This is a genomic window from Planococcus daihaiensis (genome assembly GCF_049262615.1).
In the GTDB taxonomy this organism is placed as follows: domain Bacteria; phylum Bacillota; class Bacilli; order Bacillales_A; family Planococcaceae; genus Planococcus.
The window spans coordinates 1,150,899-1,174,640 of sequence record NZ_CP175504.1 but is presented as its reverse complement, the minus strand read 5'-3'; the positions used below and the strand labels follow the sequence as shown (position 1 = coordinate 1,174,640).

Genomic DNA, 23,742 nt, shown 5'->3' with positions numbered 1-23,742 from the left:
ATTGAACAGTGTAACGGGACAGTCCTTCTTTCGAGAAGGGCTGTTTGTTATTTATATAGAAGAAAGTCTTCGGAACGCGCATAAATTCCGCAGACCGCGCATAAAAAATCCTCATCGCGCACAAATTTTTTTAATCGCGCATAAAAAGTATTATCCGCGCATAAACCGCTCTCATACCCGCCACAACTGCATTTCGCTAAACTGATACCTCCACATCCCTCCTCCAATATCCTCGTTTCAAGATTTTATTTGAAAATTGTGATCTAAAAAAGATCCGCCTGCGTTATGTAGTCAGAACAAAAAAATAAAACAGGAAAAAGGAGAGATTTATGATGAAAATGAACAAACTATTAGTAGCACTTCCACTTAGCTTGGCGATGTTGGTACCAACGGCGGCACTGGCGGACAGCCACGGATCGCATTCAAACGAATCGGCTGAAACAGCAGAAATGAGTACAGCTACACCGGCTGCTGAATTACGGATCGCACTTGACACGGTATTGACAGAGCATGCGTTTTTAGCAATCGAAACAATGAGAAAAGGCGCTGACGGCGCAGCCGATTTTGATCAGGCTTCTGCGACATTACTTGCCAACTCGGATGATATCGCTGCAGCCGTAACTTCGGTATATGGTGAAGAAGGCGGAGCGGCATTCCTTGAAATCTGGAACTCGCATATCGGCTATTTCGTTGACTACGTAGTTGCAACAGGTGAGGGCGACCAGGCGGCTAAAGATGCAGCTTTGGCTGAACTTGAAGAGTATAAAGTTGAACAAGCAGAATTCTTTGATACTGCAACTGAAGGAAATCTTCCTGCAGCAGCGGTAAAAGAAGGACTTGATGTTCACGTAAACCAATTGATCACTATTTTTGACCAATATGTAGCAGGCGACTTTGAAGCTGCATATGCAGGCGAACGTGAAGCAATCTATCACATGAGCATGTTTGCTGAAAGCTTGTCAATCGCAATCACTACTCAATTCCCGGACAAGTTTGAAGGAACAAACCCTGATACACCAGCAATCGATTTACGCGCACAATTGAACTATACATTCACTGAGCACGCTGGGTTGGCTGTAATGGCTATGCAGGATGGCGCTGACGGAGCAGAAAGCTTCGACCAGGCAGCTGGAGCATTGCTTGCAAACGCTGACGATCTAACTGCGGCAGTAGCTTCAGTATATGGTGAAGAAGCTGGGGCACAATTCGGTGAAATCTGGGGCTCGCACATCGGCTACTTCGTTGACTACGTAACAGCAACTGGAGCAGGAGATGCAGACGGCCAGGCAGCAGCGAAAGCGGACCTTGACGAGTACATCGTTGAACAGGCAGCTTTGCTTGACGCAGCTACAGAAGGACGCGTTCCGGCTGATGCTTTGGAAGAAGGTTTGACAACTCATGTCAGCCAATTGCTAGGATCGTTCGACGCTTATGTAGCGGGTGATTACGAAACAGCTTACGCTGAAATGCGCGCAGCTTACGCACATATGACTATGCCGGCAGCTGGATTATCAGCGGCGATCACGGATCAATTCCCTGAGCAGTTCGGTGCAGCAGAAATGCCTGACAAAATGCCTGCCACTGGTCTTGGTGGAGCTGAAGGTGCTGGAACAATTCCGTACCTATGGATCTTCGCAGGATTGATGCTTGCAGCATTGACAACAACTATGGCGTTAAGAGCACGCAAGCAATAATAACGATTGAAACCGGCCGCTTAAGGGGCCGGTTTTTTTATTGCGATAAAAAATCTATGTTCAATTTTTATTATCTTCTGAATAATTATGTAAATATTTGGTTTATTTAAGTGCTTCTCTTAGGAGATAAGGGCTGACTTTGTTAAAGTGGAAGTATCTTGTCTAATGGGTTATGGAATTTTAACACTGGGAGTGTCGAAATAAATGACAGCAACAAATCACACAGCTGCACAAATAATCCAAAAAAATAATGTCAGAATCGTAGGGCAGGGCCAGAAAGTTCTGGTGTTTGCCCACGGCTTCGGCTGCGACCAGTATGTCTGGGATAAGATTGCTCCGGCATTTGAGTCGAAATACCGGGTGGTGCTGTTCGATTATGTTGGCTCCGGCAAAAGCGATAAAACAGCATACGAAAAAGAACGTTACCGGACACTGCATGGCTATAAAAAAGATTTTCTTGAGCTTTGTGATGCATTGAGTCTCGAAAATATAGTGTTTATCGGCCATTCAGTCAGCAGCATGATTGGCGCACTGGCAGCAGTAGAACGTCCGGAATTGATGAAAAACCTGATTATGATCGGCCCATCTCCGCATTTTCTGAATGAAACAGATTATCAAGGAGGTTTTGAAAGGGAGGACATCGAAGGGATGCTGCAATTGATCAAAGGCGATTATAATGAATTTGCCCGTTTCTTATCCCCGGTTGTGATGCAAAATGCTGCACGCCCTCATTTAGCGAAAGAATTTGAACAATTATTGTGCTCGAACGATCCTGAGGTAATGAGTGATTTTGCGGAAGCTACTTTCCTGGCGGATGTCCGTGAGGATCTGGAAAAAGTGACAGTGCCGACGCTGATCCTGCAAACACGCAATGATGCGGTGGCACCCGAAGCGGTCGGTGAATTTGTCCACAGCAAAATTGTGAACAGCGAGTATAAACTCATGAACGCCGAAGGCCATAGCCCGCACGTCAGCGATGCAGAAGAAACCATCAGCAAGATTTCGGAATATCTGTCTGTTTCGTAAGTTAAATTATACAGACAGTACTTTTTCAGTAAAAACTACTACACGGAACGCGACTCTATGGGTATAATAAATTCAAATAACATATGCCAGCACATGGAGGTACTGATGAATAGAGATTATGAAATTTTAGGCCAGCGGGTAATTAAAGATAAATATTTGATAGCCGAATTGATTAACGAAGAAGTTATGAAAGACAAGGATCAGGAAGAAATTGCCCAAAATAAAGAATTCCTCAAACAGGTAATCGAGGCAAGAGCCGGTTTCGTCGAACTGCTCGGCGAATCGTTAATGAACTCCTATGATGAAAAGAAAGTATATGCAGCGATAGACGCATGGGGTCTTGCAACAGGCCGGTATTTTCTTGATGCCAATATTATGCTCGACTCTGCGTTGGCAGAATCATCTCTCTACCGCAAACACATGGCCAAATTGATTAAGACAGAAGGAAAACAGCAGGATATTTCAATGGATACGCTTTTTGAAGCGATGGAATTTTTCCATACTCTCCTGGATCATGCCATGTATTCCTATAGCAGCGCCTATATTCAAGCGTATCAGGAGAAACTTAGTGTCGCCCGTCAGGAATTCTTTGAACTTTCTGCGCCGGTCGTACCGATTGCTGATAATGTGGCCATCCTGCCGCTGGTCGGCGACCTCGAAATTGAACGCGCCCAGTATATTTTGGAAAAAACGCTGACGGCTGCCAATAACCTGCGCATTTCCACCTTGGTCATCGACCTTTCCGGCGTCGTGAAAGTCGATTCCATGGTTGCCGAACAGATCATTAAAATTGTCCAGGCTTTGAGTATGGTAGGTGTGAGAGCCATTCTGACCGGCATCCGTTCAGAAATTGCAATTACACTTTCCCAGCTCGGCGTCGATACCCGATCACTGGTAATTGGCGGAAGCTTGAAACAGACTCTTGAGAAACTGGATTTTTCGAAGGTGTAAAAATAGTTTAAAGCATTAAAAAACGCTGAAGCATTGCGCTTCAGCGTTTTTTTGCGTTCATTCAGACAGACACTCTAATATTGCCGGCTTCAAGAAGCTGACGTAAGGTATTCGTTTCCTCGTCGTTCAATGGGATCATCGGCAGGCGGACAGTGCCGGTCTGGATGCCCATCAATTGCAAGGCTGTTTTGACCGGCACGGGGTTGGGTGCGGCAAACAGGGCATTCATCATCGGCAGCAATTTGCGGTGCTGGGCTGCTGCTTCTTTAATCTTTCCGGAAGTGAAATCTGCGACCATCGCCTGCATTTCATTGCCGATAATGTGGGAGGCCACAGAGACGATGCCGTCTGCACCGATTGCCATAAGCGGCAGGGTCAATCCGTCATCGCCGCTGTAGACGGTAAAGTCGTCATGCGTCTCTTCGATAATCAATGACGTAGCGTCAAGGTTGCCGCTCGCTTCCTTGACGGAAACGATATTCGGAACTTTCGACAGGCGGATAATTGTCTCCGGTGCCATATTGACTGCGCTGCGTCCCGGAATATTGTAAAGCATGATCGGCAAGCGTGTGGCATCAGCAATTGCACTGAAATGCTGGAACAATCCATCCTGCGCGGGTTTATTGTAATAAGGCGTCACGAGCATGATGCCGTCGACCCCGGCTTCTTCCGCCTGCTTTGTCAGCGCGATGGACGAGCGGGTATCGTTCGAGCCGGTGCCCGCAATAACAGGAATGCGGCCGTTTACTTTGTCGGCGGTGAATTTGAACAAAGTCACTTTCTCAGCTGCCGTGAGTGTCGGTGATTCACCCGTTGTGCCTGCCACGACCAGACCGTCGGAGCCGTTGGCGATGAGGTGTTCGATCAATTGCTCCGTCGCTGCGAAATCGATGTCACCATTCGAGTCAAAAGGAGTCACCATCGCTGTAATAATTCTTCCGAAGTTCATATTATCCCATCCTTTTTCAAATTTTTATAAAATACTGTTAGCTTTTGGCAATAAAATCCCGGGCCGCTGCATCTGAGGTGCGGTCTTGAGTCGGTGAGGTGCGGAAATCAGCGGTTGAGGTGCGGACTTTCCCATTTGAGGTGCGGAAATCAGCAAATGAGGTGCGGTCCGCCGGTTTTCGCGTTCAATCCCGCCAGCTTCACAAAATAAAAAAGCAGCAACGGAGGCTCCGCTGCTGCTGCAGCGGCACAAACCACGTGTGCCGCTGAACGCCAGATAGCCCTCCATGCGGAAATCCGCATGACAGTCCTGCATTTCTTAAATGCAGGACCAGCAGCGGGAACCGGGCATCCCACCACTTCGGCAAACACCCCTTCCGGCAGAAATCTGCAGAGCCCGTGCTCCTCATTCTGCTTACTGATGGTGATTGCGCCTCTATCCTCACTCTGATAAAAAAGAGTAAGAACTATTGAATTAGCTCGACTTTATCAAAATTCATTGTTTTTTGCAAGTGGGAATGGGTATTGATGAATATACAACAAGATAATAGCGAGAGAAAAGGGGCGAAAGAGATGAAAGAGCATGAAGGAGATAAATACCTGAATATACACACCGCTGGAACCCAGTGGATATCCGAAGCTACTTTGCATCATAATCGTTACGAACCGACTCCGTATGAGCATCTGAAGCAATTATTCAACCGCCGCCCAATAGATCCGGATGCCGGGCTGGTCGATTTTGGATCGGGCAAAGGCAGGCTGAACTTCTATGTTCATGATCGCTTTGGCTGCCGGTCGACAGGCATTGAACTGAATACCAGTTTTTGCGGAGAAGCGCAAAAAAATCTTGAAGCTTATGGCAACAACGGAAGTCGTCGCAACGGACTGGACCAACTCCGCATCCTATGCGGTATGGCACAGGAATACGAAGTTCAGCCAGAAGACACCGTGTTCTATTTTTTCAATCCATTTTCCGTACAGATTTTCATGAAGGTGGTTGATAACATTCTGCGTTCTGGAGAAACTTATCCGCGCGAAGTGGAAATCATCCTTTATTATCCCACTGATGATTATATCGATTTTCTGGAACGCAACACGGCATTTGAGCTGCTGGAGTCAATCGACTTGCCGACCATTGTCAAAGATCCTGCAGAACAATTTCTGATTTACAAGCTTTCACCGACCCAGGATATTAAGGCGCTTGCGTGAAACCTGCCGAAAATGGACTCGCAGGATTGATATTTTTCCTCCAGTGATCCATTATATAGAATAGACAGTCTTCTCCTATTTCTTGCGAGAAGAAATAAATTCTATGAAGGAAGTAAATCCATGCAAGAAGAAAATATCACACGCCTGCAATATGGCGATAAAGAATTGATCCTGATCGGAACGGCCCACGTTTCGAAACGCAGCGCAGAGCAAGTTAAAGAAGTCATTGATGCCGAGCAGCCGGATTCCGTGTGTATCGAATTGGACGCGCAGCGTTATCAATCGGTCACAGAAAACAACAAATGGAAAGAAACCGATATCTTTAAAGTCATCAAAGAAAAAAAATCCAGTCTATTGCTGATGAACCTTGCCATTTCTTCATTCCAGAACCGGTTGGCCGACCAATTCGGCATCAAACCGGGGCAGGAAATGATTCAGGGCATCGCATCCGCAAAAGAAACCGGAGCGGAGCTGGTGCTCGCTGACCGCAATATCCAAGTCACATTTTCCCGGATCTGGGGCAATATCGGCTTGTGGGGCAAAATGCAATTGCTGATGTCAGTATTCTTCAGCATCTTCAGCAAAGAGACGATTTCAGAGGAAGACCTTGAGAAGATGAAATCACAAGACACACTGAGTGCTGTCATGGATGATTTCACCAAAGCCTTTCCGCGGCTGAAAACGCCGTTGATTGATGAACGCGATCAATACCTCGCGCAGAAGATTAAGGAGGCGCCGGGTAATAAAATCGTCGCTGTCCTCGGCGCGGCACATGTTCCAGGCATCACAAAAGAAATCCACAACGAACACGATCTTGACAAGCTTTCGGAAGTGCCGCCAAAATCCAAATGGCCGAAAATCATTGGCTGGGCGATTCCTTTCATCATCATCGGAATCATCGCCTATACTTTTATCGCCAATCCGGCAGCCGGCCTTGATCAGACCATCAGCTGGGTCCTGTGGAACGGAATTTTGGCTGCAATCGGTGCCACCATTGCATTTGGCCATCCGCTCGCGATTCTCACGGCTTTCGTAGCGGCCCCGATTTCCTCGCTTAACCCGCTCGTAGCGGCAGGCTGGTTTTCGGGTCTGACCCAGGCTTCGATCCGCAAGCCGAATATCGGCGATTTCGAAACCTTGTCGAAAGATGTTTTTACCCTTAAAGGCTTCTGGGACAATAAAGTCACACGTGTCTTACTGGTGGTCGTCCTGACGAACCTTGGCAGTTCGCTTGGGACCTTTATCGGCGGAGCGGATGTCATCCGCCTGTTTCTGGAAAATATCTGAGTTTGAAAAACCCCGTCACGCTACTTTTGGTGTGACGGGGTTTTTACATTTTCTCAAGCATTCGGATTGGACAATTAGATTCATTGAGTTATACAATAGTTATACAAAGGATGAAAAGAGGTTTTCACTATGAATTACATATTAGAACGAAGCAAATTGTTTATATTCCTTATTTTTATCTTCATGCTGGTGGGCGTTTATACGTTTTTGACGCTGCCGCAGCGTGAAATTCCGGAAACGCCGCCAGGCCTTGTGCTGGTGTCGACGATTTTGCCGGGAGCTGGGCCGGAAGAAGTGGAGCGGTCGATCACGACGCCACTGGAAAATGAAATCCAGAAAGTGGACGGCATTTCATCGATCCAATCCATTTCTTCCAATTCAGCCTCCATCATCACATTGGAAATTGAAGATGGCGTTGATCCCGATGGGTTGATCAACTCGATTCAGCAGGAGGCTCAAAGCGCCTCAGCGAATTTCCCGGAGCAGGCGCAGGAAACATCTGTTGAGAAGCTCGACCTGACGTTTCCACTGGTGTCGTATATGTTCTACGGTGACCGAGCGGAACTGGATGGGATGAAGCAGGCGCTGGCTGATTTGTCGGAAGATGTGGAAGCGGTGTCGGGTGTGGCAGGCACGACTGTCAAAGGCCTCAACGACCAGCAGATCCTCATCGAACTTGACGGAGACGCGCTGGCTGAAAACAATCTCCAGCCATTTGCCGTTCTCGAATCGCTGCAGCAGGCCAATCAGCCGCTGTCGCTCGGCACGCATGATGACGGCAACGAACGACTTGTTTTGACTGTCAGTGAAGAAGAGGGCATTGAGCGTCTCCAGCAATTGCAGGTGGGGCAATCAGCCGTTCCGTTGAGCGATGTGGCAACGATTGAAACCGTAGACCAGGATACGGTCGATATTGTCACTTTTGAAGGCGAAGAAGCCATTTCCTATACCGTTTTCCTCCAAACCGGACAGGATGTGCCTGCTGTCGATGAGCGGGTGACGGAAGTGATTGAGGAATTCAACGAAACACTGCCAGCCGGTATCCAAGCGAATAAATACGAGTCGCAGGCCGATAATGTCAATGAAATTTTTGGCGGATTATATGTGTCGCTGCTGATTGCAGTTTTGGCTGTATTGGTAGTTACGACCGCCGGACTAACCCTGTTCGGTGCATTCGCAGTAGCCTTGACAGTACTCGCTTCTGTCCTGATCGGACTGATTCCGATTCCTTCCTTGGGCGTCGATTTGAACCAGATTTCCGTTATCGGGCTCATTATCGCGATCGGGATATTGGTTGATGACAGCATTGTCGTCAACGACAATATCCAGCGGCGCTATAAACTCGGAGATTCGGCACGTGAAGGCGCCATTCGAGGCGTCCGTGAAGTTTACCCGTCGATCATTTCTTCCAGTTTGGCGATTGTCGTGACGTTCTCTCCATTATTGCTGCTGTCAGGCGGCAACGGGGCGTTCATCAAGGCTTTGCCAAGTATTCTGATCACAACGATTATTGCATCAACAATCCTGTCGATTACATTGGTGCCGATGATGCAATATTTAAAAACGAAACGGAAAGCGAAAAAGATTTCCGATACGCCTGGATTCCTCGGCAAACCGCTTGAGAAACTGGCTGTGTTTTATTCCGGAAAAGTGTTGCGCAGCGTATTGAAGCGCCCAATCTGGGTGGGAGCCGGCGGATTGCTTGTGGCGACCGGCCTGTTGTCACTCGCATTATTTACGCCGTTTGAGTTCTTCCCGGAAGCTGACCGCGAGGAAGTGACGATGAATGTCCGCCTGGCGGAAGGGACTCCGATTGAGGAGACCGATGCGTTCCTGGCGGAAGTTACGGAAGCACTTGCAGAAGAAGATGAAAACATAAACGAACTGGCCATATTCACGGGAGACGGCTTGCCGAATCTGTTTGCCTCATCGATGGATAACACCGGGTCGAATACCGGCCAGGCGGCGATCCGCATCAACCGTGACGAAACGTCAGCTTCAGCGTTTATCGACAAATGGGAAACCGAATTGCGTGAGCGTTATCCAGACGCTGAAATTTTCCTGGACACGATTGTGCAAGGGCCTCCAGTGGGAGCTCCGGTGACCGTCACGATTACAGGCGAAGAAATCTCAGAACTTGAAACATTGCGCGATACACTGAAACAGCAAATGCTCGATAACGGAGCGAATATTGTCGTCGATAATCTCGGCGATCCGGTTCCGGCCATCGAATATGCGCCGAACCGTGATGCACTCGAAAGCAATAGCATCGCGCTAAGCACGGTTACGAATCAGTTGCAGCTGCTGACGCAGGGAGTTCCGCTTTACAGCATTTTTGAAAACAATGAATTCTACGAGGTTGTTCTGAAACAAGCTGGCATTGAAGAAGGCCAGGAAATCGACCTTTCGGAATTCGCAGTTCCAGCTGCGGGCGGCCAAGGCGGACAGCAGGGGCCACCGCAATTGATTCCTTTGGATGAATTATTGGATCAAGAACGGACAACGGCGATTGCGCAAGTGCCGCATCAAGACGGCGACCGGGCAATCACGCTGCGCGCCTTCGGGAATGCCGATGATTTTGAAGCCGCGATGCTCGAAGTGGTCGATGCAGAAAGGGCTAACCTAACGGAAGGGTATGAACTTTCCACCGGTGGCGAGAATTCCGATCAGGAAGCATTCTTTGCCGAAATCGGCATCCTGTTCCTTGTCGTACTGCTGTTGGTCTATCTTGTCATCGCATTCCAATTTAAATCGTTCAGCTTGCCATTCCTGGTATTGATCGCTGTTTATCTTGGTATTTCCGGCGCCATCCTTGGCTTGTTCCTGACACAGACGCCACTCAGCTTCCTTGGTGTTATGGGGATTGTGTCGTTGACGGGGATTGTAGTTCGGAACGCAGTCGTCCTGATCGACTTTGTGGAAGTGCGCCGTTTGTCAGGTGATTTCTCCATTAAAGAAGCGATCATAGAATCGGGATATGCACGCATCAAACCGATCATTTTGACAACGATTACGTCCATTGTTGCGCTGATTCCGGTTGCCTTATCAGGCGATCCGCTCTTCGAACCGCTGGCCGTGACAATCATCGCTGGACTGGCTTTCTCAAGTTTGTTCACCCTGGTGATGATTCCAGCGCTTTACCTGGTGTTCTATCGCATCAGCCATCGCAAAGCGAAAGCTTAACTTCCTGCAGCACAGCCCTTAACCGGCTGTGCTGTTTTTTATTGTTGTTTGTAAAAACCCGGAATAGTTGAAAGCGATAAGGGTAACGAGGATAATAGAACGCAAATTGCGCTTGAAATAAAATGCGGTTGAAGGAAGCGGGGGTGAAGCCATTGGCAAATAAACACGATGTAAAAGATAAGAAAGATATAAAAATCGCACCGCTGCTTGCGGTGCTGATGGCAGGCGTGTTTGTCGCCATCCTCAACCAGACGCTTCTCTCAACTGCCTTGCCGCATATTATGGATGATCTGCAAATAACGGCAAATACCGCGCAGTGGCTGACAACCGTTTTCATGCTCGTAAACGGTGTGATGATTCCGGTCACCGCTTTTTTAATTGGCAAATTTTCTACCCGTGCGTTATTTCTGACCGCAATGGGACTGTTCACCATCGGCACGATTGTGGCCGCGTTTGCACCAGGATTTTCCGTATTGATGCTTGGTCGCATTATCCAGGCAGCGGGAGCCGGCATCATGATGCCGCTGACGCAGACGATCCTTTTTGTCATTTTCCCGATTGAAAAAAGAGGGCAGGCGATGGGGCTGTTTGGCCTGGTCATTTCCTTTGCTCCGGCAATCGGTCCGACATTATCGGGGTGGATTGTCGGCCAGTATCCTTGGCGTGCGTTATTTTATATCGTCATTCCGATTGCAGTCATCGATTTGATTTTTGCTTATTTCTTCCTGAAAAATGTCACGAAACAGACCTTCCCGAAATTGGATATCATTTCGGTCATGCTGTCGACGGCGGGATTCGGCGGGATTCTCTACGGATTCTCAAGCGCTGGTTCAACCGGCTGGGGCAGTTTGCCGGTGCTGTTGTCCATCGCGATTGGGGCTGTTTCGCTGTTCTTCTTTATTCACCGCCAGTCAAAGCTGAAAGAACCACTGCTCGAATTTCGGGTTTTCCAATACAAGATTTTCACGTTGTCGACAATTCTGAGCGTCATCGTTTTTATTTCCATGATCGGCAGTGCCACGATCCTGCCGATTTATATGCAGGACATGCACGGCTTCACCGCACTCGAATCCGGGCTGATGTTGTTGCCGGGCGCCATCATAATGGGGATCATGAATCCGATTACGGGACGAATCTTTGATGCGTTCGGCGGCAAATGGTTGGCCATTATCGGCTTGCTGATTGTTACCGTCAGCACGTTCCAATTTACGGTGCTGACCGCCGAAACCTCCTTCACGTATTTGACGATCATGCACGCCATTCGGATGTTCGGCATCGCGATGGTGATGATGCCCGTAACGACGGCCGGCCTCAATCAGCTACCTGAACGCCTGATTCCGCACGGCACGGCAATGAGCAACACAATGCGCCAGGTATCCGGTTCGATCGGCACGGCGCTGCTCGTCACCATCATGACCAGCACGGCGCTCGATCCGCAGGAATATGGGGTCCAGGGCTTGATACGCGGCGTCAATATTTCCTTTATTGTCGCGGGAATTCTCAGCCTGATCGGTGTCTTTCTGTCCTTTTTCCTGAAGAAAGCAGACCCACCGGCTGAGGATCAATAAAAGCGGTTAGCGGGGTCTGCAGAAATCTCAATTCAATTATGAATTTTCGTCCGATTTCGAATATGAGAAAAAAGTGAATTTGTAACATAATGTACATTTACTTATTTAAAATGCTTTGGTAAGATGTCAGACGACGGATGAGTTAGACATTAAAATTGCCTAATTTTCTGATAAAATACTAATTTATGAGGTGAAGTTGTGAATATATTGTGGGGCATCTTCGGCATCTTCGTTGTACTGGGACTTGCCTTTCTTATGTCAGACGGGAAAAAATCGATTAAGCCACGGACAATTCTAGGTGGATTGGCTATTCAAATCAGTTTCGCGTTCATCGTACTCCAATGGGAAACAGGCCGCAAAGGTTTGGAATGGTTATCTAATAAAGTCAATAATGTAATCGGTTACGCGGGTGAGGGGATTGCCTTCGTATTCGGTCCTGCAGCTGATACAGAAGGATTCGGTTTCGTTTTTGCCTTCCAGGTATTGACGATCATCATCTTCTTCTCTTCTTTAATTTCAGTTTTATATTACTTAGGCATTATGCAATTTATCATCCGCATACTCGGCGGAGCGCTTTCTAAATTGCTCGGGACAAGCAAAGCGGAATCGATTTCTGCATCGGCCAACATTTTCGTCGGCCAAACGGAAGCGCCGCTTGTCGTGCGTCCATTCCTTGCCGGAATGACAAAATCCGAGTTGTTCGCCGTCATGACGGGTGGACTTGCCTCAGTAGCAGGTTCTACACTGGCGGGTTACGCACTTCTCGGCGTTCCGCTTGAATATCTGCTGGCAGCAAGTTTCATGGCTGCTCCTGCCGGATTGATCATGGCCAAAATCATGATTCCGGAACAAGAGGAAGTCGAAGAAAAAGATTTTGTAATGGAAAAAGACAAGCAATCAGCCAACGTAGTCGACGCTGCTGCTCGTGGTGCATCCGACGGTTTGCAATTGGCATTGAATGTCGGGGCAATGCTCCTGGCGTTCATCGCATTGATCGCGTTAGCGAACGGCATGCTTGGCGGCATCGGCGGATGGTTCGGTTATGAAGGCTGGACAATCCAGGGAATCCTCGGGTTCATCTTCGCGCCACTTGCCTTTGCAATCGGGGTCCCGTGGGTGGAAGCAGTCCAGGCGGGAAGTTTCATCGGCCAGAAGCTTGTTCTTAATGAGTTTGTTGCTTATGTATCCTTCACAGATCAAATGGCGGATTTGTCACCGAAAACAATCCTCATTGTCAGCTTTGCGCTTTGCGGATTCGCAAACTTGAGTTCACTGGCAATCTTGCTCGGCGGACTCGGATCTATGGCTCCAAGCCGTCGCCCGCAAATCGCCAAACTTGGTATGCGTGCAGTTGCTGCCGGAGCACTCGCTTCACTCCTGAGTGCCTCGATTGCAGGAATGTTCTTTTAATCAATAAATTCTGAAACCACACGCATTTTTGCGTGTGGTTTTCTTTTTTGGTTTTGGGTTTGTCGCTTTTCGCTGTGCGAAAAGCAATCAATCATTGTTTTGGGGTTTTGGGTTTTGGTATTGGTGATGGAAAGTAGATAGAGGCATAAAAATAGCGTAAAAAAACCTTTAGAGCGCAGAATGCCTGCATTTCGCTGGTGCGAAATGCGAAAAAGATTGGAAATGCTTCGGAAAGAGTCGATTTTAAAGAGTAGTAGAGGTGAAAGTAGTCGATTTTTGCTGGAGTGGATGCTGGTGGGCTTGATGAGGGGCTTTTCGCATGGCGAAAAGCGTCCTTTTGGGGTTTTGAGGGGTTGGTGAGAGGTGGAAATAGTTTGGGGCATTGGTTATGAGCGGTTAAAAAATTATATGAGCGATTAGAAGATTTTATGAGCGATTAGAAAAATATATGAGCGATTAGCCGGATTTATGAGCGTTCCAACAAAAAAGGCTAAAAAAGAAGAGAGATGCATTAATCTCTCTTCTTTAAACTATATTTCCTTGCTTTAAGTTCTCCAGAAGCAGATAAATCAAATTGCATTAATAACCTGTTGGCAACAAACCTCGATTCAACACCACACCACTCACGAAACGCCTGATTCGTGATATGCGTATCGATCAGCGAAAAGTATTCACGCAGCGCCAACTTATGCGCTTGCCGATCGCGGTGGCCACAGCCGTCACATTGCCAGCTTTTCTTTATTCGTTTCATTCCGTAGGCCCGGCACTCCGCACATTGAACGCCGTGCCGAATTTCACTCACTTGAATATAATATTTAGCGCATATAGGGGTTCTCAGGTAGGGGACATGCCCGCTGATGATCTGCTTTTTTATTTTCGGCAGATTCGGCGGTTCGGCTTCGAGGGGGAAAGCCTTTAGAATTTGAAAAAGGTATTCGGGCATCTGGTAGACTTTGCAGAGGTGTTTGCCTTTTGGCCGGACAATAAATTCGCAATTCTTGGGTGTGAAGACGATGAGTCCGCTGACAGGCAGATAGATCTTTTTCCGGGCGAACCATTTCGACAGGAAGCGGATGTTTTTGTTTAATTGGATGCGGGGATCCTCAAAGACTTCCTTTACATCATTGTCGTCAAACCGATAGAACTCGCCGGTCTTGTCGTCAAAATGGAGCCTGCCGCTGATGTTCTTTGAATCAATGATGATGGCGCCGCGCCTGGTCAGCACGATGCCGTCAAATTGCGTTTTCCATGAACCGATCGCCAAACCTATATCCCATAGGGCATGAACTTCTTCGTCCGGCTGAAATTCGATAAATCGCTGACGCATCCGTTCCTCGCCGCGAATCCCGGCAACGGTCCGGTGCAGTTTGCCTTTAAGATAATTCAACTGTGAATGAACTGCCGGCATTCGACCTATCAACGAACTGAGCGCTGCTTCCATAGACAGCAATTCCATTTTTTCTCTTTCCATATAACACCTCTTTTCCATCGAATACTTAAACTATAGCATTTCTCGAATCTCAAAATATATTTCCCGGGAAATATATTTGTGGGGACTTAAAACCAAAACCAACTAAACCAATCAACCCTTTATTTCATCCAGCCGAATCCACCAGCTCCGTCAACCCCAAAGCCTTGACGGAACCGCATATTTAAATTACAATTCTATCTTGGCTTACCTGAATTTATTCAGGCAGAGCGGGTAGGGAGAGGGCTAATTTAATAGAAGGTTTTTTAGATGCATAAATGGATGGATCGTTTTTTCGGTCTTAAAGAAAATGGCACATCGGTGAAACGTGAGCTTTTAGCGGGCTTGATCGGCTTCTTCACAGTGGTCTACATCATTGCGGTCAATTCGTTGATCCTATCGGAATCGGGCATGCCGATCGAAGCGGCAATTATCGCGACGATTGCGGCGTCAGTTTTCGGGGCGCTGGTCATGGGATTCTGGGGCAATGTTCCGATTCTGCTGATTCCGGGCATGGGCATCAACGCGTTGTTTTCGTACACGATGGTCCAGTCGATGGGTCTTACGTGGCAGGAAGCGTTGGCGGTCGTATTCGTTTCAGGCGTCATTTTTGTCGCTGTAGCGTTTACGCGTTTTGCCAAAGTGCTGAGCGCTGCGGTGCCGCATTCGCTGAAAGAAGCGGTAACGATTGGATTGGGCTTGTTCCTGATGCTGCTGGGCCTTGAAAAAGGCGGGATCGTCATCAATGGCGAAGGTTCCATTTTGGCATTGGGATCGATTTCCGACCCGCTGGTTTTGTCGACAGCTTTAACGTTTGTCATCGCCATCATCCTGTTCATCCGCAACGTGCCGGGGAATTTCCTCATCACGATAGTGGCGGGGACATTGATCGCCTTTTTCTTCGGCATGATCGACCTCAGCGGGCTGGGTGAACCGGCGATGAGTGCTTCAGAAGCATTTGCCGGCTTTGGTGCACTGAGTTTCACCAGCTTCCTGACCATGGGATTCTGGGTGGCGGTTTTCTCGCTGACGATGGTATTGGTGTTTGAGAACATCGGCCTCGTCCACGGACAGGTCAACTTCATCGACCGTCCGGAGAAATACAGCCGCGCATTCCAGGCAACTTCCATCGGTTCAATGGCTTCCGGCATTTTCGGTACGAGCCCGACTGTCGCCAGTGTTGAAACGCTGGCTGGCATGGCGGCAGGCGGACGCACAGGGTTAACCGCCATCACGACCGGTTTGCTGTTTCTGGGTGCTGCATTTTTCATTCCCGTCATCAAATTGATCCCGGACAGCGCAATTGCGCCGATTTTGATCATCATTGGCGCGCTGATGCTGCAAAACATCAAGAACCTCGACATGAAAGACATGAGCGAGAGCATTCCGGCATTTCTGATCATCGTCCTCATTCCGTTTACGTACAGTATCGCTGACGGCATCGCCATCGGCTTTATCATGTATCCGGTATTGAAGGTCGGCCTTGGCAAATGGCGCGAAGTCACGCCGGCGCTGTATATCATCGCCGCGCTGTTCCTCGCAAACTACGTTTTCCAGGTAGTCGGTTAAGTTGTGCCAATAAAACAGGAAACGCACTTGCCCGACAGCAAGTGCGTTTTTTCATTAAATAGCGCTGCAGGTGATACAATAAAACCAGCAGCAACGGAAAGGAGCGACCAAATTATGAAATACACGAAATCGAAGATGGAGACCCTTGTCAGTGAAAACCCGGAGCTGAAAAAGCGCCTGAAAACATTGATGAAAGATATGGAACTTGAAAAAGGCTTTGCCTTAAAAGCTCTTTACCATTCAGAAGTGACAGACAATGGACCATACCAATCAGCCTATCAGGACCTCGACTTGCTCTAGAGAGCAGGTCTTTTTTTTATGCTATTAATTGATTCAACAGCGCTGCAGATCACTGGAAAATCGCCTTTTCCATCCACAAGTTCAGCTGCAGATTCGTCACCGTAACTTCGACTTCATCCGCATCTCCCTCAGAAACATCCAGAAAAAATCCGAAACGGTCTCCGTCGTGGTAACTTAATCCCGTAGAGTCGGCAGGGGTTAAGTCGTACGATTCTCCGTCTTTGTTAACTGCTTCCGCCTTAGCTTCGATGTCGTGTGAAAAACCGCTGTCGGTGCGGGCATGGTCAACGCCTGAAACGAGCACCGCGCCGTGTGGCTGTTCGGCTGCGCGCGAACGGAAAATCACTTCAAAGCCCGCACTTTCCCGGGGCACGACTTCCAGCACGGTAATTTGGCTTTCCCCGTCATCAAAGAGAACTTTGCCTTCATTGCTTTGCAGATTGTTCAAATCGATTTCGACCGTATATTTCCCGTCTACAGGTTCCGCGATTTTGTAATAGTCATCAACCTGTTCGGCGATATGGGAAATGCCGTGAATATGCAGATTGACGGTGTCGATTCCCCGTGGCAGCACAAAGGCGGTGACGGCAATGATTGCGGCGACAATATACAAGGTGTTCATAGTGGCATACTTCTTCATAATAACGCTCCCTTATATGGAAGATTCTGATAATTAAATCTTACCATTAAGTTGAAGGGTATAAAACACCGAACAGCTTCCACGTAAAAATAAAAACCCCTTTTCAGACAAGGATGTCTGAAAAGGGGTGAATCAGGCTCTTTTTGCTTGGATATCGGCCAGCCAGTGCTCCCATTCTTCATAGGTGGCGCCAATATAATATTCGTTCGCTTTACTTTCAATACTGCCGAAGCCGCGGCCGCCGATAGCGAATTGCAGGTCAGGCTTCGCGGCGTTCAATGCAGCTATATAATTTTCGGCAACGGGCAACAGCCGTTCATTGCCGATGGACATGGCGACCAATTTGAAATCCTGTTTTTCAATAAGTTCCGAAAGGCCTTCAAGCGGCGTGTCTGGACCGATGTAAGCCACTGAATACCCATTTTCCCGGAGGAATAAAGTGAACAGCAACAAGCCGAGCTGATGATGTTCGCCGCTTGGGCAGAACGCCAGCGCTTTCGGCAAATTATCCGCTGTCGGGAAGATGCGGAAAAACTGGTTGAATCGCTGCAACACCATATGGCTTAGCATATGCTCATGCGCCACAGTGATGGTGCCGTTTTCCCATTCTTCACCGATCCGCACCATTAAAGGCGCCAAAATCGAGAAGAACACCGTGCGGTAATGGAACATCGAAAAATTTAAATCCAATAAATATTGGAAACGATCGCTGTCCATTTCAGCTCCGGCATTATAGAGTTCTTCAATCTGCTTTTCGTATGGATAGGATCCCGCAGGAGAAGGCGGCAAATTACCGGCAGGGCGAACGAATTTCTTGCGCGACGCATGCAGGAGTTTAACTGCTTCGCTGATTTTGATGCCGTTATCCTGAACCTGAATTTTCAGCCATTGCAAATCCTCCAGATTCTGATCAGAGTAGAGGCGATGGCCTGACTCTGTTCGGGCTGGAGTGATCGCATTATAGCGTGTTTCCCACGAGCGGATGGTCACTTTTGGCATATCCAGGATCTTTGCGGCAGCTTTTATATTGTACATGGCAGGACCCACATTTCTATAAGTTAGTTGTATTTTAATTATACAAGTACTTATACAATGCGTAAAGCCTGAGTGGCTGGTGTTTGCCATCAAAAAAAGGAGAAAGAGCCGCGGCTCTTTCTCCTTTTAACCCAGTCGATTAATAATCTTCTGCAACGGCAGTCTTCACTGCACGTGAACGCTGCCATGCGAGTGTGATGAAAATCGTGATCATCAGCATGATCAAACCGAGGATGAACGGGAAAATGATGTTGATGTCGAAGAGCAAGCCCGCAAGCAAAGGCCCCATGACATTGCCGATACTCATATAGGCGTTATTCATGCCCATCGCAAAGCCGACTTCACCTTGTGCCATTTTGGAAATCAGCGTGTTCAGTACCGGGCGAAGAATCGATGTCGCCAGGAAGATGATGAGTGAAACCCCGAAGAACATTGCATAGCTGCCGGCAAACAGCGACAGCAGGAAGCCGAACGCTGCAACGCCGAGGAACGTGATTAGAATCGTTACTTCACCAAATCGGCGGACGATGCGGTCAACGATGAATAATTGCACGATGACACTGACGATGCCGGTCGCTGTGATCATAAAGGCGATATCCTTGGCGGTCGAGTCGAACTGATTGTTGAGGTAGAGACCGACAATGGATTCGTAGGCGAGTAAACCGAAACTCATCACCAGTGTGATGACTAATGGGATGAAATATTGCTTTTTCGTGGAGGACGCAATTTTCACCAACATGGATTCTTTTTGCGTCATGTCCAGAGCAAGTCCGGGATCTGCATTATCCGCATCGCTGTCTTTCAATAGGACGAGTGAAAATACGACGGCACCAAGCGATACAAATGCCGATACAAGAAACGGCAGTTTGAGGCTATAATCCGCCAGGAATCCGCCAATCCCGGGGCCAACGACGATGCCCAGCGACATGGCGGCTGATACCAGGCTGGTCCCTTTAGCGCGCTGGTCGAATGTCGTGATGTCCGCGATATAGGCGAAAATGGCCGGTACGAGCATCGCCGCACCGATTCCGCCGATCACACGGGAGAAGTAAAGCACGGAAATAAGATCGGATGCATAAAAAACGAACATCGACAGCGTCAATCCCATCAGCCCGTAGATAATCATTCTTCTGCGGCCGTATTGGTCTGCCCATTTGCCGGCAATCGGCGAGAACAGGAATTGCGCCGCTGCGAAAATGGCGATCATGAGTCCTGCGGCCATCCCGCCCTGATTGATGGATTCCAGGTACGAGGGAAGTATGGGGATGATGATGCCGAAACTGGCAATGGCTATAAACATATTGATCATCAGGATGATGATTTTTTTGCGTTGGTCTGCTGACATAGTGTGCCTCTTTTCTTAATGTGGATGGCTGTACATTTGAAGTTTCTTCTATATTTCCGCGAATGAAATAAACAGGGGAAGACCGATTTTACAAAAAGGTTTTATTTATGTACGAAAGGAGAAGAAAAAACTCTCTATCAATCGTTTATAAGCCATGATTTTTTACACTCAATTTACCATATTATTCCGGCTGCAGCTTCTTGTCAATCTGGGAAACCTGGTCCCAATAAAAAACTGAACCTCTACGTTAAAGGTTCAGCTTCAGGGGTTTCATTGGATGAATCATTGGCCATTGATTTTGCATTATTCGTTTTACGCCAAGCCATGGCGATCGATAAAGTAACGACCAACAGGCCAAGGCCCAGGAAAAACGGGTATTTAATGTTGACATCAAACAGCATGCCTGCGGAAATCGGTCCAAGCACATTGCCGAGGCTCATGTAGGCAGTTGCCATTCCCATCGCAAAGCCGATTTCGCCGGCAGCCATTTTCGACACGAGAATATTGAGCACGGGACGAAGAATGGCCATCGCAAGGAAAATCACGAGCGAAACGCCGAAGAATGCGCCGTAGCTGCCAGCTGTCAGTGAAAGCAGGAAGCCGACGGTTGCGAGCCCCAGAAAGGCAATCAATGTTTTGACTTCGCCGAAACGGCGGACGAGCCGGTCGACGACAAAGAATTGAACCGTCACACCGACAATGCCGGTGGCGGTGATCATCAAGGCAATGTCTGACGAAGTGGAACCGAATTGCGTCGTCAAGTACATGCCAATGACGGATTCATAAGCGACCAGGCCGAAGCTCATGATGAAAATAATAACCAACGGAATAAAATAAGGCATCCGGGTGGAGCGGCCGATCTGCTCAAGCATCGACTCGTCTTTCGAAAATTCCTCCGCCTGTTTTTTGCTTTCCGCGCTTGCGCCAATTTCCTTCAGCATGATCAAAGAGAAAATCATGGCGCTGAATGTCACCATTGCGGCGATCAAAAACGGCAGCTTCAGACTGATGTCGGCGAGAAAGCCGCCGAACCCGGGTCCGACGACGAGGCCGAGCGACATCGAAGCGGTCACCAGGCCGGTGCCTTTAGCGCGCTGCGCGGCAGTCGTAATACTGGCCACATAAGTGAAGACGCCGGGAATCAGGAAAGCATCGCCGATTCCGCCCACGACGCGGGAAGCGTAGATGACCCAAATCGAATCGGTCGAAAAGAACATCAGCATCGAAATCGTCAGCAATGCGAGGCCGAGAATGATCACTTTGCGGGGACCGTATTTATCGGCCCAACTGCCGCCAAGTGGTGAAAACAGGAGCTGTGCGCCTGCGAAAATCGCAATCATCAGGCCGGCTGCGGTGCCGCCCTGGCCGATGGACAAAAGATAAGCCGGGAGAATAGGGACAACAATACCAAAACTTGCTATAGCAATAAACATATTGATCATCAATATGGTCATTTTTTTACGTTGACTTCTGGACACTTACATAATCCTCATTTCAATTAAATATTATTTTACAAGCGCGATTTCAGTTAACAATAGTCCATATAATATGACAGGTAATTATTAAAGTCAATGGGTTGAACTCATATTTTTATCATAAATTCAGCGTAAAATGTTATTGTATAAAAGGAATTTTCGCACAATTTTTCAAAGCTTGATATGGAGCTGTTTTTGAATGTTTCGAGTTGCTAAGGTATAGAAACATACTTAGATCATGTTGCGAATTTGTGAATGAAGAGGGAAATGGGGATGCGAAGCCGAAGAGTTTAATTGAAGTGGCATCTATCAGGGTATAGATAAAACGAATAACGGGTTTTATTCCATATAGAAAGGTGTGGGGAAATGGGGAATCGATTGGATCGCATTGGCGTGGAGCAATTACAGAAGCGTGTGGTCAGCGCAGAAGAAGCGGCTTCGTGGATACAGGACGGCATGACGCTCGGCCTTAGCGGCTTCACGAAGGCGGGAGATGCAAAAGCGGTGCCGCTCGCATTGGCGAAACGTGCAGAATTCGAAAGTTTCAAAGTGAATGTCTATACCGGGGCTTCGCTCGGTTCCAATATCGATACCGTATTCGCGCAAGCCGGCATCGTTCACAAACGACTGCCGTTTCAATCGGATCCGGTGATGCGCCGGAAAATCAATGAAGGCGAAATACTGTATACCGATCATCATCTATCCCATACAGCCGAATGGATCCGCGACAGGGTGATCGGGCCGGTGGATTTTGCCATCATCGAGGCAATTTCGATATCGAAAGACAGCTTAATCATACCGACAACATCGGTCGGCAATTCGGCCATTTTTGCCCAGCACGCGAAGCATGTCATTGTGGAAATCAATACAGAGCAGCCGGAGCGGCTTTACCGCCTGCATGATATTTACGATACCGGCAAACACGAAGGGCGGCTGCCGATTCCCTTGACGCATGTCGCCGACTGCATCGGCACAACCGGCATTCCGGTGGATATTGAAAAGATACGGGGCATCGTCTTTACGGACCAGGTCGATTCACCGTCGACCATCGTGCCGCCGGACAGTGACACCGAAGCGATTGCGGCCCATTTATTGGAGCTGTTGCGCTCAGAAATCCGGGCCGGGCGGCTGACGGAAAAACTTGCCCCGATCCAGTCGGGTGTCGGATCCGTTGCCAACTCTGTCCTGCACGGTTTGATCGACTCGGAATTTCATGATTTGGAAATGTATTCGGAAGTGCTGCAGGACGCTGTGTTCGATTTGATCGACGCAGACAAGCTGCGGTTTGCTTCCGGGTCCGCCATTACCTTATCAAAAGAGAAGATGGCGCAAGTGTATTCGAATTTCGGCAAATACGAAGACAAAATCGTGCTGCGGCCGCAGGAAATCACCAATCATCCGGGAATTATCCGCCGCCTCGGTTTGATTGCCGTCAATACGGCACTCGAATTCGATATTTACGGCAACGTGAATTCGACGCATGTGTCCGGCACGAAAATGATGAATGGCATCGGCGGCTCAGGAGACTTTGCACGCAATGCCAGATTGTCGATTTTTGTTACAAGGGCGACGGCGAAAGACGGCAAAATTTCAAGCGTCGTGCCATTCGTGACCCACGTCGACCATACGGAGCATGACGTCCATGTGCTGATCACGGAATTCGGCTATGCCGACCTCCGGGGACTTGCCCCGCGGGAACGGGCCGGTTTGATCATCGAAAATTGCGCCGATCCGGCTTATCGCGAACAATTGCGCGCGTATTACGAGGAAGCGTTGACGCGCGGCGGCCATACGCCCCATGTTTTGGAAAAAGCTTTTTCCTGGCATCAGCGCCTTGCCGAACAGGGCAGTATGCGCGAACAATAAGGCACGGCTCCTTCCTGCACCATCGATTACCGAAATGCTTTATAATGAAGCAATCAGTGCATACAGGAGGGCAACCATGGAAAAATTCACATTCGGTTCGCTGCTGGACGTTATGGGAGAGCTCTTTTCCGATGAAGTTTCCATCGCAGTTTCGGACACAAAACAATACATCTATTACAGGCCGAGCAAACGGGTCGATCTGAAAATAAAAGCGGGCGACCCGGTCAAAGAAGGCACCATCGCCCATAAAGCGCTGATGTCAAAGCAGAAAGCTTCCGAATTCATCGACCGCGAAGTGTTCGGCGTCCCTTATCACGGTATGGCTGTGCCGTTCGAAGAGGATGGCAAACTGGCGGGCTGCGTCATGGCGATTTATCCGTCCTATACCGAAGGCAAATCCGTCGTGACCGTAAGGAGCCCGGATGGCTGGAAGCCGGTGCCGTTCGCGGACGTCGTGTCGCTCGAAGTAAAAGACCGCAAGACGCATGTGCACGCCGCAAACTTTTCCGGCACCAATAAAAATTCGCTGCAGGACTTCGAATTTCTGTTGCCGCGGGAAACGTTCATCCGCTGCCACCGCTCGTTCATCGTCAATGTCCATCATATAGAAGAAATCTATCCCGACACACACTCCACTTTCGTGCTCGCGATGGACAACGGCAGCCGAATTCCGGTCAGCCAATCCTATTCAAGCTATTTCAGGAAGTTGCTGGGGTTTTAGAAGAAAATATGAATTTTCAACAAATCCTCTGGTTCAACCGGGGGATT

Annotated in this window: 19 protein-coding genes and 1 riboswitch; of the genes, 12 read left to right on the top strand and 7 right to left on the bottom strand. The window is 48.4% G+C overall.

Going from position 1 to position 23,742, the window contains the following annotated elements; genetic code table 11:
- The first annotated feature begins 332 nt into the window (after positions 1-332).
- The 3 genes from DHX103_RS05515 to DHX103_RS05505 all read left to right on the top strand — a co-directional run bounded on the left by DHX103_RS05515 (position 333) and on the right by DHX103_RS05505 (position 3,671).
- The gene (locus tag DHX103_RS05515) at positions 333-1,694 is read left to right on the top strand and encodes a copper amine oxidase (protein WP_422124274.1); all 1,362 of its coding nucleotides are present in this window, start codon (positions 333-335) and stop codon (positions 1,692-1,694) included.
- Between the two features lie 204 nt (positions 1,695-1,898).
- Positions 1,899-2,720 carry an alpha/beta fold hydrolase gene (locus tag DHX103_RS05510; RefSeq protein ID WP_422124273.1) on the top strand — a complete coding sequence of 274 codons (822 nt, stop codon included), beginning with the start codon at positions 1,899-1,901 and terminating at the stop codon, positions 2,718-2,720.
- A 105-nt stretch (positions 2,721-2,825) separates the two neighbouring features.
- Entirely contained in the window at positions 2,826-3,671 is an 846-nt protein-coding gene (locus DHX103_RS05505; RefSeq protein WP_422124272.1) for an STAS domain-containing protein, read from the top strand.
- Positions 3,672-3,732: 61 nt separating this feature from the next.
- On the opposite strand, the gene dapA is transcribed toward DHX103_RS05505, so the two are convergent.
- Positions 3,733-4,620 (bottom strand): 4-hydroxy-tetrahydrodipicolinate synthase, encoded by an 888-nt coding sequence (dapA, locus tag DHX103_RS05500; protein ID WP_422124271.1) that lies wholly within the window; start codon positions 4,618-4,620, stop codon positions 3,733-3,735.
- A gap of 24 nt (positions 4,621-4,644) precedes the next feature.
- On the bottom strand, positions 4,645-4,908 hold the full coding sequence (locus DHX103_RS05495; RefSeq protein ID WP_422124270.1) for a hypothetical protein: 264 nt from the start codon (positions 4,906-4,908) through the stop codon (positions 4,645-4,647).
- A riboswitch (Lysine riboswitch) is annotated at positions 4,890-5,066 on the bottom strand. (Overlaps the previous gene by 19 nt.)
- A gap of 126 nt (positions 5,067-5,192) precedes the next feature.
- On the opposite strand from DHX103_RS05495, the gene DHX103_RS05490 reads away from it, so the two are divergent.
- The 5 genes from DHX103_RS05490 (at position 5,193) to DHX103_RS05470 (ending at position 13,276) form a co-directional block, all read left to right on the top strand.
- The gene (locus DHX103_RS05490) at positions 5,193-5,828 is read left to right on the top strand and encodes an SAM-dependent methyltransferase (protein WP_422124727.1); all 636 of its coding nucleotides are present in this window, start codon (positions 5,193-5,195) and stop codon (positions 5,826-5,828) included.
- Between the two features lie 120 nt (positions 5,829-5,948).
- A complete protein-coding gene (locus tag DHX103_RS05485) occupies positions 5,949-7,115 on the top strand; it encodes a TraB/GumN family protein (protein ID WP_422124269.1) in 1,167 nt (388 codons plus the stop codon).
- A 129-nt stretch (positions 7,116-7,244) separates the two neighbouring features.
- On the top strand, positions 7,245-10,298 hold the full coding sequence (locus tag DHX103_RS05480; protein WP_422124268.1) for an efflux RND transporter permease subunit: 3,054 nt from the start codon (positions 7,245-7,247) through the stop codon (positions 10,296-10,298).
- Positions 10,299-10,516: 218 nt separating this feature from the next.
- Complete coding sequence (locus DHX103_RS05475; protein ID WP_422124726.1) at positions 10,517-11,866, top strand: MDR family MFS transporter; 1,350 nt, start codon at positions 10,517-10,519, stop codon at positions 11,864-11,866.
- 198 nt (positions 11,867-12,064) lie between these two features.
- Positions 12,065-13,276 carry a NupC/NupG family nucleoside CNT transporter gene (locus DHX103_RS05470; protein WP_422124267.1) on the top strand — a complete coding sequence of 404 codons (1,212 nt, stop codon included), beginning with the start codon at positions 12,065-12,067 and terminating at the stop codon, positions 13,274-13,276.
- A gap of 511 nt (positions 13,277-13,787) precedes the next feature.
- On the opposite strand, the gene DHX103_RS05465 is transcribed toward DHX103_RS05470, so the two are convergent.
- On the bottom strand, positions 13,788-14,747 hold the full coding sequence (locus tag DHX103_RS05465; RefSeq protein WP_422124266.1) for a nuclease-related domain-containing protein: 960 nt from the start codon (positions 14,745-14,747) through the stop codon (positions 13,788-13,790).
- 267 nt (positions 14,748-15,014) lie between these two features.
- On the opposite strand from DHX103_RS05465, the gene DHX103_RS05460 reads away from it, so the two are divergent.
- Together DHX103_RS05460 and DHX103_RS05455 are read left to right on the top strand one after the other, a co-directional pair.
- Positions 15,015-16,313, top strand: coding sequence for an NCS2 family permease (locus tag DHX103_RS05460; protein ID WP_422124265.1), 1,299 nt, complete (start codon positions 15,015-15,017; stop codon positions 16,311-16,313).
- 114 nt (positions 16,314-16,427) lie between these two features.
- On the top strand, positions 16,428-16,613 hold the full coding sequence (locus DHX103_RS05455) for a hypothetical protein (RefSeq protein WP_112221482.1): 186 nt from the start codon (positions 16,428-16,430) through the stop codon (positions 16,611-16,613).
- A gap of 49 nt (positions 16,614-16,662) precedes the next feature.
- Here the strand turns inward: DHX103_RS05455 and DHX103_RS05450 are convergent, their stop codons facing one another.
- The 4 genes from DHX103_RS05450 to DHX103_RS05435 all read right to left on the bottom strand — a co-directional run bounded on the left by DHX103_RS05450 (position 16,663) and on the right by DHX103_RS05435 (position 21,111).
- Positions 16,663-17,253 (bottom strand): hypothetical protein, encoded by a 591-nt coding sequence (locus DHX103_RS05450; RefSeq protein ID WP_422124264.1) that lies wholly within the window; start codon positions 17,251-17,253, stop codon positions 16,663-16,665.
- Between the two features lie 132 nt (positions 17,254-17,385).
- Positions 17,386-18,288, bottom strand: a complete 903-nt coding sequence (locus DHX103_RS05445; RefSeq protein WP_422124263.1) for a MerR family transcriptional regulator — start codon at positions 18,286-18,288, stop codon at positions 17,386-17,388.
- Positions 18,289-18,427: 139 nt separating this feature from the next.
- Complete coding sequence (locus DHX103_RS05440; protein ID WP_422124262.1) at positions 18,428-19,633, bottom strand: MFS transporter; 1,206 nt, start codon at positions 19,631-19,633, stop codon at positions 18,428-18,430.
- A gap of 242 nt (positions 19,634-19,875) precedes the next feature.
- Complete coding sequence (locus tag DHX103_RS05435; protein ID WP_422124261.1) at positions 19,876-21,111, bottom strand: MFS transporter; 1,236 nt, start codon at positions 21,109-21,111, stop codon at positions 19,876-19,878.
- A 363-nt stretch (positions 21,112-21,474) separates the two neighbouring features.
- Between DHX103_RS05435 and DHX103_RS05430 the strand changes: the two genes are divergently transcribed.
- Both DHX103_RS05430 and DHX103_RS05425 read left to right on the top strand, forming a co-directional pair.
- A complete protein-coding gene (locus DHX103_RS05430) occupies positions 21,475-22,974 on the top strand; it encodes a succinate CoA transferase (protein WP_422124260.1) in 1,500 nt (499 codons plus the stop codon).
- A gap of 76 nt (positions 22,975-23,050) precedes the next feature.
- Entirely contained in the window at positions 23,051-23,695 is a 645-nt protein-coding gene (locus DHX103_RS05425; RefSeq protein ID WP_422124259.1) for a LytTR family DNA-binding domain-containing protein, read from the top strand.
- The last annotated feature ends 47 nt before the right edge of the window (positions 23,696-23,742 follow it).

Bases quoted from the DNA above. Each gene is read 5' to 3' on its own strand.
- DHX103_RS05465 (WP_422124266.1), bottom strand. From the start codon at position 14,747: ATGGAAAGAGAAAAAATGGAATTGCTGTCTATGGAAGCAGCGCTCAGT.
- DHX103_RS05490 (WP_422124727.1), top strand. From the start codon at position 5,193: ATGAAAGAGCATGAAGGAGATAAATACCTGAATATACACACCGCTGGA.
- DHX103_RS05515 (WP_422124274.1), top strand. From the start codon at position 333: ATGAAAATGAACAAACTATTAGTAGCACTTCCACTTAGCTTGGCGATG.
- dapA (WP_422124271.1), bottom strand. From the start codon at position 4,620: ATGAACTTCGGAAGAATTATTACAGCGATGGTGACTCCTTTTGACTCG.
- DHX103_RS05495 (WP_422124270.1), bottom strand. From the start codon at position 4,908: ATGGAGGGCTATCTGGCGTTCAGCGGCACACGTGGTTTGTGCCGCTGC.
- DHX103_RS05475 (WP_422124726.1), top strand. From the start codon at position 10,517: ATGGCAGGCGTGTTTGTCGCCATCCTCAACCAGACGCTTCTCTCAACT.
- DHX103_RS05445 (WP_422124263.1), bottom strand. From the start codon at position 18,288: ATGTACAATATAAAAGCTGCCGCAAAGATCCTGGATATGCCAAAAGTG.
- DHX103_RS05425 (WP_422124259.1), top strand. From the start codon at position 23,051: ATGGAAAAATTCACATTCGGTTCGCTGCTGGACGTTATGGGAGAGCTC.
- DHX103_RS05480 (WP_422124268.1), top strand. From the start codon at position 7,245: ATGAATTACATATTAGAACGAAGCAAATTGTTTATATTCCTTATTTTT.
- DHX103_RS05455 (WP_112221482.1), top strand. From the start codon at position 16,428: ATGAAATACACGAAATCGAAGATGGAGACCCTTGTCAGTGAAAACCCG.
- DHX103_RS05440 (WP_422124262.1), bottom strand. From the start codon at position 19,633: ATGTCAGCAGACCAACGCAAAAAAATCATCATCCTGATGATCAATATG.
- DHX103_RS05460 (WP_422124265.1), top strand. From the start codon at position 15,015: ATGCATAAATGGATGGATCGTTTTTTCGGTCTTAAAGAAAATGGCACA.
- DHX103_RS05485 (WP_422124269.1), top strand. From the start codon at position 5,949: ATGCAAGAAGAAAATATCACACGCCTGCAATATGGCGATAAAGAATTG.
- DHX103_RS05450 (WP_422124264.1), bottom strand. From the start codon at position 17,253: ATGAAGAAGTATGCCACTATGAACACCTTGTATATTGTCGCCGCAATC.
- DHX103_RS05430 (WP_422124260.1), top strand. From the start codon at position 21,475: ATGGGGAATCGATTGGATCGCATTGGCGTGGAGCAATTACAGAAGCGT.
- DHX103_RS05510 (WP_422124273.1), top strand. From the start codon at position 1,899: ATGACAGCAACAAATCACACAGCTGCACAAATAATCCAAAAAAATAAT.
- DHX103_RS05505 (WP_422124272.1), top strand. From the start codon at position 2,826: ATGAATAGAGATTATGAAATTTTAGGCCAGCGGGTAATTAAAGATAAA.